This is a genomic window from Gemmatimonadota bacterium (genome assembly GCA_009835325.1).
GTDB lineage: Bacteria > JAAXHH01 > JAAXHH01 > JAAXHH01 > JAAXHH01 > JAAXHH01.
In genome coordinates this window covers 1-9949 of record VXWP01000114.1, presented here as the reverse complement: position 1 = coordinate 9949, position 9949 = coordinate 1, and the positions used below count along the sequence as shown (strand labels likewise).

The window sequence follows — 9949 nt, the reverse complement described above, 5'->3', positions numbered from 1 at the left end:
CCCTGTGGTTTCACAATCAATAGCCGCAACGTGGTCAAACTCGGTAATTGGCAGATTCACAGTGTTTACCTTTCGATGTAATTCCCATCCTTTTTCACGAATAGGGATCCGCGGCGTCACGCAACGCGTCTCCCAGAAAGTTAAAGGCGATGACGACGACCAGCACCGGCGCCGCGGGGAAGAGCAGCCAGGGGTGGTTGAGCAGCACGGTTACACGCTGCGCCTCTTCGAGCAGCACGCCCCAGCTGGTCATGGGCGGCCGGATGCCGAGGCCCAGGAAGCTCAGGGCCGTTTCGCCCAGGATCATCCCCGGGATAGCCAGCGTGGCCACCACGATGATGTGGCTGTAGCACCCGGGCAACAGGTGGCGGGAGACAATGTACCAGTGTCCCGCGCCGGCGGACCGCGCCGCCGTGGTGTAATCCTGTTCCCGGAACACGAGGACCTTGCCCCGGACTTCGCGGGCCAGGCCGCCCCAGCTGATGATGGACAGGATGATCGTGATGCCCAGGTAGGTCTCGATGCTCGTCCATCCGGCCGGTAGCGCCGCCCCCAGGGCCATCCAGAGGGGGATCGGCGGAAAGGAGGCCAGGATCTCGACGACGCGCTGCAGGGCGTGGTCGATCCAGCCGCCGAAGTAACCGGAGAGCGTGCCGAGGACCGATCCGAGGATCAGGCTGAGGAACACGCCGATGATCCCTACGGTAAGCGATACGCGGCCGCCGTGGATCATGCGGGAGAGCAGGTCGCGGCCCATGCGGTCCGTGCCGAGGAGGTACATGGGACCCTCGGAATGGATCAGTCTGAAGTCTCCGCTGGCGTCCCGCGACAGGAACCGGACTGGGTACCGCCGGGACGGATCCGTCTCGTACTCCAGTTCCAGCGTTACCGGGTTCTGCGTGGAAGTCAGGCCGTTTACGTAGAAACCGCCGGACCAGTCGAAATGCAGGTCCTGGGGCGGCAGGTACCGGACCTGGATCCGGATTTCGGTGTGGTCGTACGGGGAAAAAGTGCCGGCAAACAGGGCCGCGAAGTAGAACATCGCCAGGACCGCCCCCGCCGCGATGCCCATCCGGTTCTTCCGGAACCTGCGCCAGATCAGCGTCCGGTAGCTGAGATAGCCCGAATCCTGGACGGTTGCCGCCTGGTCGACCGTGGTCGTGGTCATGGATTCGCTCCGGTCAGTCATACCGTATCCTCGGATCCGCCCAGGCCAGCGCGATGTCGGCCAGGATATTGCCGATGATCAGGAGCAGGCTGAACATCATCAGCAAAGTGCCGGCCAGGTAGATGTCCTCGGCGACCAGGGCCCGGAGCAGCAGCGGTCCCACGGTCGGCAGGCCCAGGACGATCGCCACGATGGTGGCCCCGGAGAGGATGTTCGGCAGGCTCATGCCCAGGATCGTGATCAGCGGGTTGATGGCGATGCGCGCCGCGTGCTTGATGACGACGACGGACTCCTTGAGGCCCTTGGCGCGGGCCGTCTGGACGAAGGGCTGGCCGAGGACGTCCAGCAGGTTGCCGCGCATGATGCGCATCAGGCCGGCCGTGCCGTTGATGCCCACCACGATGACTGGGATCCAGAGGTGCTTCAGAAAGTCGACGAGCTTGTCCCAGGTCCAGGGCGCGCCTTCGTACTCGCTCGAGAAGAGGCCGAACAGGGGTATCCGGTAGATCTCGAACACGAAGACCAGGAGGGCGAGGGCCAATAGGAATCCCGGCATGGACATGCCGATGAAGCTCATGAAGGACAGCACGTTGTCGGACAGGCGGTATTGGTGGGTGGCCGAGTAGATGCCGATGGGGATGGCGACGGCGTAGGTGAACAGCAGGGCGCCCAGGGCGATCAGCACGGTGAAGGCAAGGCGGTCCCAGATCAGCTGGTTGACTTCCTGCTCGTATTCGAAGGACTCGCCGAAATCCCCCACGACGAACCCCGAGATCCAGCCCACGTACTGCTGCCACATGGGTCGGTCCAGGCCGTAGCGTTCCCGCAGTTCGTCGATGCGCGCGATCGAGCTGCTGTCGCCGTACATCTCCTCCAGTTCCTGGATCTTGCGGTCCAGGAAGTCGCCCTCCGGCAGCTGGATGATGACGAAGCCGATCATCGAGATGGCCAGGAGGGTCGGGATAGCCAGTAGACAGCGCTTGATGACGTAGTTGATCATTCGATATAGAACTGCTCTGGAAAACTCGTCGCGGGCCCCACGACGGCCCAGGGGCCGAGAATACCGCCGTCTGGAACGTTGTGGAAGTTGTTCTTCACGATGACGGGTTTGGGTGTCCGGGCCACGGTGCCCAGGTGGAACGGGCCGTGCTCGATGTGGATCCGCACGGCGTCCTGCACCAACAGGTGCCGGGCCTCCAGGTCTTTCTCGCGCTTGATCAGGTCGTAGAGATCAAGGAGATCGACCATGACGCCTGTCGGGGCCTCGCCCCTTTCCCCGCCCGTCTCGTACCACTTCCCCACCTTGGGATGCCAGTATTTCCCCATCGTCGGGAATACCCAGTCGGGGTAGGTGAACAGGTCCATTTCGGCCTCGCCGTGGAGATGGACGGTGAACTCGCCGAGGTCGCGCCGCAGTCTCAGCTCGGCGCCCGGCGGCGTGTACACGATGATCTCCAGTCCCAGTTCCCGCCAGCCCTCCGCGATGATCAGGGCGACGTCGTTCTCATGGGCGACATGGGCCGCCGCCGGCGCGTCGAGCACGAGGGTCAGCCGATCGCCGTCCGGACGGAGCCGGTAGCCCTCGGCGTCGCGACGGGTGAGCCCCATCTCGTCCAGCAGCCGGTTCGCCTTCGGAATGTCGTAGTCCGCGTCGGTGGCCTTCCACAGGTCGAACAATCGCGCACCCTCTTCGCTCAGGAAATGCCAGCCCTCCTCGCTCACCGTGGCGGCCTGGGGTTGCGCGAGGCCCTTGAAGGCGACGGCGTTGCACTTCTCGCGGTCGATGGCCGCGGCGAGCGCCTTGCGGAACCGCTGGTCGCGGATCAGGCCGCGGAGGACCGGGTCGTTGTCCGACCAGTTCAGGTTGATCGCCGGATCCGCTCCGGATGCGCTCTCCCATAACTTGACACGGTACTCCCCTTTGTCCCGTCCTTCCATGAAAAGGGAAAAGTCCCGGAGTTCCATATCGCGGAACTGGCAGTCCACCTCGCCGGCCAGCACCCGCAGGACCCGGATCTGGGCCTCGGGGACCAGGGTCGTGACCACCTGGTCGATGTAGGGGAGTTGCCGGCCGTCGTCGTCCACGACGTAGTAATAGGGATTCCGCTCCAGGATCACGCGGAAGCCGCCTTTCTCGATGCGGGAAATGGTCCACGGCCAGAGGGAAGGCTGATCGGGATTGCGCTGGGGCAGCCTGCGCTTCTCGTAGAGGACAAAATCGTCCACGTCGTCGTTGTGGTCCGGGTGGAACTGCTTCATGTAGTGTTCCGGCACGTTGTACTCTTCGCTCCACCAGAACCCGGTCGCCAGCCACAGGGGCACCAGCCAGTTGGGTCCGGCGAACTTCATGACGATGGTGTAGTCGTCCGGCGTTTCGACCACCATGGGCCTGCCGTCTACGAGGCACCAGACGGGCGGCGGGTACCGGTGGCGTTCGTCGAGGCACAGGTCGTACCAGGCGCGGAAGGACGCCGAGGTATAGGGATGGCCGTCGGACCAGCGGACGCCCTCGCGCAGCTTGAGCGTCAGTTCCGTGCCGTCCTCATTGAACGTCCACGACTCCGCCAGGCCCGGCTCGAGGCCTGTAGTCTGCCGGTTCCACCGGATCAGCGGGGCGTATCCGGCGATCATCTTCCAGGAGCCGAGATCGGTGTTGTTGTGGAACTTGCGCCAGGTCCCGCCGTAGACCCCGGGGCCGTCGTAGCCCTCGTAATCGTTTCTGGCCACGAGCGGGTTGGCCGGGATCCGCTCGTGGAGGGGCGGCAGGGTGCCCGCCGCCACCCGGGCGGCCAGTACGGGCGCTTCCAGCGACGTCCGGGCGGCCAGTACGGGCGCTTCCAGCGACGTCCGGGCCGCGGGATCGGAAAACGGCGCGTCCGGGGCGGACCCCGCAACCGTCGGATCCGGTGCAGACCCGCCGCCGGCACAGGCCGGCAGTCCGGCGAGGGCCGTCAGCAGCAGGCAAATCAGCAGGTTTTTCTGAACTTTTTTCATCCAGGACTCCGAATTTATCCACTCGCCCGGTCAAATACCCTGGAGAGACAACGTGTCGCTGTAGTGGCACGCCGCCTTGACGCCTCCGGGATAGGTCTTGAGTTCCGGTTCCGCTTCCCGGCACAGGTCCGTGGCATGCCGGCACCGGGGATGGAAATGACATCCTTTAGGCGGCGATGCGGGATCGGGCACGTCGCCGGTCAGGGTGACGCGTGTCCGTTTCTTCTGTACCGCGGGATCGGCCACCGGGACGGCAGAGATCAGCGCCTCCGTGTAGGGATGCAGCGGATGGTGGTAGACCTGTTCGGCGGGACCCGTTTCCACGATCCGGCCGAGGTACATGATCGCCACCCGGTCGCTGATGTGCTGCAGTACGCTCAGGTCGTGGGTGATGAAGATGTAGGACAGGTCCATGCGGTCCTTGAGCGAGGCCAGCAGGTTCAGGATCTGGGACTGCACGGATACGTCCAGGGCCGATACGGGCTCGTCCGCGATAATCAGTTCGGGCCGGAGGGACAGGGCGCGGGCGATGCCGATGCGCTGGCGCTGGCCCCCGCTGAAGGCGTGGGGGTAGCGGCGCATGTCTGCGGCGTTCAGCCCCACGTCGGCCAGCAGGCCGGCCACGCGGTCCTCCAGTTCGGACCCGCGTGCCAGTCCGTTCACCCGGAGCGGTTCCCCCACGATATCGCTCACTGTCATCCGGGGATTGAGGGACGAGTTCGGGTCCTGGAACACCATCTGCATGCGGTGCCGGTAAGGACGCATTTCGCGCCGGTCCAGCGGACTTAAGTTCACCCGCTCCGCGCCGAAGAAGATGTCGCCGTCCGTCGGCGGGATCGCTTTCAGCACGCACCGTCCCAGCGTGGTCTTGCCACAGCCGCTCTCGCCCGCCAGGCCGATGGTCTCGCCGGTTCCGCACTGGAAATCGACGCCGTCCACCGCCCGGACGTCGCCCCGCTTGCGCCGCCAGAGTCCTTTTCGGATCGGAAAGTGCTTCTTCAGGTTCCGGACGTCGAGGATGGTTTCCATGTCAGGCTTCCCGCATCAGGAATCCAGCGTGATTCGATCCGCGTGCCAGCAGCGGACCCGGTGATCCGGTTCTGTTTCTTCCAGTATGGGCATCGAGTTGCACTGCTCCGTGGCGTAACGGCATCGCGGCGCGAAAGCGCAGCCTTCCGGCAGGTTGAGCGGAGACGGAACTGTGCCCGGTATAGTGGACAGCTGCGTCGCTTTCTCCCTGTTGATACGTGGCGCCGATTCGAGCAGCCCCCGGGTGTAGGGATGGGCGGGCCGGTAGAAAATCCGCTCCGGCGACCCGGTCTCGACGATCTGCCCCGCGTACATGATCATGATTTCATCGGCCATGTCGGCGATGACGCCCAGGTCGTGGGTGATCATTACGATGGCCATGTTCAGGTTTTCTTTGAGCTCCTTGAGCAGATCGAGGATCTGCGCCTGGATGGTCACGTCCAGCGCCGTGGTGGGCTCGTCGGCGATCAGGAGTTCGGGACCGCACGACAGGGCCATGGCGATCATGGCGCGCTGCCGCATGCCGCCGGAAAGCTCGTGGGGATACTCGTCCACCCGCTGCAGGGGACCGGGGATGCCGACTTCCGATAGGGCATCCACCGCCCGGTTGCGCGCGGCCTGGCGGTCCATGCCGTGGTGAAGGCGCAGCGCCTCACCGATCTGACTGCCCACGGTGTATACAGGGTTGAGGGCGGTCATGGGCTCCTGGAAGATCATGGAGATCCTGCGGCCCCGGATCCGGCGCATGGCGTCGCCCCCCGGATCGAGTTCGTGGATGTTGACGGTCGCCCCGTTTTCCCTTTCATGATAGGTGATCTTTCCTTCCACGTACCCCGGTTTCGGAACCAGTCGCATGAGGGAGAGGCCCATCATGCTCTTTCCGCACCCGCTTTCACCCACCACGCCGAGGGTTCTGCCCCGCGTGATCTTGAACGAGACGTCCCGTACGGCCCGGACGGGACCGTCGTCTGTGGGGATCACGGCTGAAAGGTGTGAAACATCAAGGAGAAGGTCTTGCATACAGGGTCATTTTAACGACGCTTTCGCAGGTCTGTCAAGGTGATACCGCCTTATGCAACAACTGGAATATCGAAGAGATGCGGCCGCCGGAATATTGAAGAGACATGTCCGATTGATTGTAAGAAATAGAACTGTGTACGCTTGTTTAATGCGATCGCATTTACTGTGATGATTTACCCAGGTTAACCGAGGAGATGCATATGCATGCGTCAGAGACGGCCTTGAAAGCGTGGTCTCGCCGGGGCTTCATGAAAGGTGCTTTGGCGGCCGGAACGGCCGGTATTGCCCTGTCCATGTCGGACCGAATGGCCATGGCCACGCAGTTGATCACGGGCGGAAGGCCCACCATCGAAGCCATCAGGGGTGTAGGTGTGCAGCCCGGTCTCGTGCGCATGAGCCTGAATGAGAATCCCTTGGGACCGTCGCCCCGGGCCATCGAGGCCATGGCGAACCGGATGTTCGGCGTCAATCGCTACGGCACGGACCTGCGCGATCTGATGCAGGCCCTGTCGACCTTCGACGGGGTGGAACTGCCCGAACCGGACAATTCCATGCGGCGCTCGTTTTTCCGGCCGCCCCCCGGTCCCTTCATGTTGACACCGGGATCCAGTCTCATCCTGGACCTGCTCTGCCTGGCCTATCTGAGCCGCAACGGCGGCGAGGTCATCGAGGCCGAGTACGGTTACGGGTCGATTTCCCGCTCCGCCAGCGATTACAGCGACATGTTCGGCGTCGACGTCAACATCATCCGGGCGCCGATGACGCCGGAGTACAAGCACGACCTCGACGCCATGGCCGCCCTGGCGTCCGACAGGACCTCGCTGGTCGTCATCACCAATCCGAACAACCCCACGGGAACGCTGCTGCAGCCCGAAGAAATCGAAGCGTTCATCAATAAGCTCCCGTCTACCGCCATCGTGGTCATCGACGAGGCCTACCTGCACTTCGTGGAGCAGGATCCGATTCCCTCGGCGGTCCCGCTGGCGGTCAAGTACGACAACGTGGCCGTGGTAAGGACCTTCTCGAAGGCCTATGCCCTGGCCGCCGTGAGACTGGGGTACTGCGTCGCATCGCAGAAGATCCAGGACGAAATGCGGAAGTACTACCAGGAGTCGCCGAATGCCCTGGCCACCGTTGCCGGCGCCGCCGCGGTCCGCGACCTGGAGCACCTGCAGAAGTCCCGCGAGGCGGTCTGGGATTTCAAGAAGCGGTGTTACGCCACTTTCGAGGAGATGGGGATTGAATACCTGCCGTCCCAGGGTACTTTCGTAATGGCCGATATAAAGCGTCCGGCCATGCAGGTGGTCCGGGAAATGCGCGCGAGAAACGTCTGGATCAGCTCCCGGCGGCAGCGGGAGTTCCGGAACTGGATCAGGGTCTCCGCCGGTACCGAGGCGGAAACGGAAGTCTTCCTCCAGACCCTCAAGGACGTGCTGGCTAAATCCAGCTGACGCCTGCAGGTCTGAGTCGTCCATGTAACAAAAAGCCCGGCGGGACGATCACCGCCGGGCTTTTGCTTTGGGTATTCCGTCAGCCTGCAGTAAGTCTGGTTAACGCCCCTTCGACGTTTCCACGGTTTCATCGACTTCGGGTGCCGTTACCGGTTCCTTGTCCGACCCGTCCGACCCGTCCGACTCGTCCGACCCGTCTACCGTTGCGACGCCGTTGCCATCCGTGGGCGGCGTTTCAGCTGTCGCTCCTTCAGTAGTCGTTTCTTCTGCAGGTGTCTCCTTTGTGGCGCCCGCGCCATCAACTTGCGCGACTTCCACCTGCGGCTCTTCCCCATCAATCTCACCATCAACTTGCGCGGCTTCCTTCTGCGTCTCCTCGGTAGCCTCCGCACCATCATCCTTTGATCCACCGTTGCCGTCTTCCTTCGGAGGCAGGGTCTTGCCTTCGATGAGCGCGGCCACCTCGTCCCGCGAGAGAGAATCCCGTTCCAGGAGGGCCTTGGCCACGACGTGAAGCTGGGGTTCGTAGTCTTTGAGCAGTTTTTCCACGCGTTCTCCCGCCTCGGTTACGAAACGCTGGATCTCCTGGTCGATGCGATGGGCGGTGGTCTCGCTGTAGTTTGGCTGGTGGGCGATGTCCCGGCCGAGGAAGACCTCGTGCTCCTTCTCGCCCAGCGCCGTGGCTCCGAGTTCTTCGCTCATCCCCCAATCGCAGACCATGTGGCGGCTGATGCGGGTGACCTGTTCGATGTCGCTCTGCGCGCCGGAGGTCACTTCGCCGAAGACGATCTGCTCGGCCGCCCGGCCGCCCAGGGCCGCGGCCATCGTGCCCAGGCAGTAGGAACGGGACTGGAGGTAGCGTTCCTCCGGCAGGGGAATGGTCACGCCAAGGCCCCGGCCCTGTGGCAGGATCGTCACCTTGTGCAGGGGATCGATTTCGGGGATGAGTTCGAAGGCGAGAGCGTGTCCGGCCTCGTGGTAGGCCACGATCTCCCGCTCCTTGTCGCTGATGACGAGCTGGCGCTTCGATCCCATCATGATCTTTTCTTTGGCTTCTTCGAAGTCCTCGCTGGTTACGGAGGCGCGATCGTACCGCGCCGCGATAAGCGCCGCCTCGTTCACCATGTTGGCCAGGTCCGCGCCGACCATGCCGGGCACGCCCTTGGCGAGGACATCCAGCTTGACCGAGTCGTCGAGGGGGATCTTGCGGCTCTTTACGTGGATCTCCAATATCTTCTCCCGTCCCACCACGTCGGGCCGGTCGACGACTATGTGCCGGTCGAAGCGGCCGGGGCGGAGCAGTGCGGGATCGAGCACGTCCGGACGGTTCGTCGCGCCGATCACGATGATGGAGTCCGTTTTCTCGAAACCGTCCAGCCCCACCAGCAACTGGTTCAGGGTCTGTTCCCGCTCGTCGTGTCCGCCGCCGAGTCCGGCGCCCCGGTGTCGTCCGATGGCGTCGATTTCATCGATGAAGATGATACAAGGAGCGTTCTGGCGGGCCTGGTCGAAGAGGTCCCGCACGCGGGAGGCGCCCACGCCGACGAACATCTCCACGAAGTCCGATCCGCTCATGCTGAAGAAGGGCACGCCCGCCTCACCGGCGACGGCCTTGGCGAGCAGGGTCTTTCCCGTGCCCGGCGGGCCCAGCAGCAGGGCGCCTTTCGGTATCCGGCCGCCCAGGGCGTGGAACTTGTCCGGGTTCTTCAGGAACTCCACGATCTCCTGCAGGTCGCGTTTGGCCTCGAGCACGCCGGCCACGTCGGCGAAGGTGATGGAGGGCCGGTCTTCCACGATCATCTTGGCCCGGCTCTTGCCGAAGGAGAACATGCCGCGCTGGCCCGACTGCATCTGGCGCAGGATGAAGATCCAGAACCCGATGAGCAGCAGCCAGGGCAGGGCGGCTATGAGGTAACCTACCCAGTTGGTGGCCTCCGGTTCGGCCGTAACCATGACGTTCTTGGCCATGAGGTCGGCCACCAGCTCCGGGTCGTCGAAGGGGATGTATACCTTGAACTCGCGCAGGCTCTGGTTCGCGCCTTCGACCACGGTCGACGAGTTCTGGCGCAGTGTACCCGTGATCAGCTTCTCGGTGATGGTGACCTGCTCGATGTTGTCGGCTTCGAGGAACTGCTGGAACTGCGTGTAGGACACCGTCACCGCGTTATCGCCCCGCCTGGGCAGGAACTGCGCGGCCATCAGGAAGAACAGGAAGAGCACGAGCCAGATCAGGATCGAGCGATTCTTCCTCGTCTTGTCGGGCGGTGGCTGCCGGTCGTTTCTGGGG

Annotated in this window: 7 protein-coding genes; 1 reads left to right on the top strand and 6 read right to left on the bottom strand. The window is 63.6% G+C overall.

Going from position 1 to position 9949, the window contains the following annotated elements; translation table 11 throughout:
• Positions 1–94: 94 nt before the first annotated feature.
• From F4Z81_15265 to F4Z81_15245, 5 genes are read right to left on the bottom strand one after another with little or no spacing between them, the layout of a single operon-like run.
• Positions 95–1168, bottom strand: a complete 1074-nt coding sequence (locus F4Z81_15265) for an ABC transporter permease (protein ID MXW06407.1) — start codon at positions 1166–1168, stop codon at positions 95–97.
• A gap of 13 nt (positions 1169–1181) precedes the next feature.
• The gene (locus F4Z81_15260; protein ID MXW06406.1) at positions 1182–2168 is read right to left on the bottom strand and encodes an ABC transporter permease; all 987 of its coding nucleotides are present in this window, start codon (positions 2166–2168) and stop codon (positions 1182–1184) included.
• The gene (locus F4Z81_15255) at positions 2165–4162 is read right to left on the bottom strand and encodes an ABC transporter substrate-binding protein (GenBank protein MXW06405.1); all 1998 of its coding nucleotides are present in this window, start codon (positions 4160–4162) and stop codon (positions 2165–2167) included. The genes F4Z81_15260 and F4Z81_15255 overlap by 4 nt, the downstream gene beginning before the upstream one ends.
• Before the next feature lie 30 nt (positions 4163–4192).
• Entirely contained in the window at positions 4193–5191 is a 999-nt protein-coding gene (locus tag F4Z81_15250; GenBank protein ID MXW06404.1) for an ATP-binding cassette domain-containing protein, read from the bottom strand.
• 15 nt (positions 5192–5206) lie between these two features.
• Positions 5207–6211 (bottom strand): ABC transporter ATP-binding protein, encoded by a 1005-nt coding sequence (locus F4Z81_15245; GenBank protein MXW06403.1) that lies wholly within the window; start codon positions 6209–6211, stop codon positions 5207–5209.
• A gap of 194 nt (positions 6212–6405) precedes the next feature.
• Between F4Z81_15245 and F4Z81_15240 the strand changes: the two genes are divergently transcribed.
• The gene (locus F4Z81_15240; GenBank protein ID MXW06402.1) at positions 6406–7662 is read left to right on the top strand and encodes an aminotransferase class I/II-fold pyridoxal phosphate-dependent enzyme; all 1257 of its coding nucleotides are present in this window, start codon (positions 6406–6408) and stop codon (positions 7660–7662) included.
• Positions 7663–7761: 99 nt separating this feature from the next.
• Here the strand turns inward: F4Z81_15240 and F4Z81_15235 are convergent.
• Positions 7762–9949, bottom strand: a 2188-nt coding sequence (locus F4Z81_15235) for an ATP-dependent metallopeptidase FtsH/Yme1/Tma family protein (GenBank protein MXW06401.1), incomplete at its 5' end; no start/stop codon positions are given.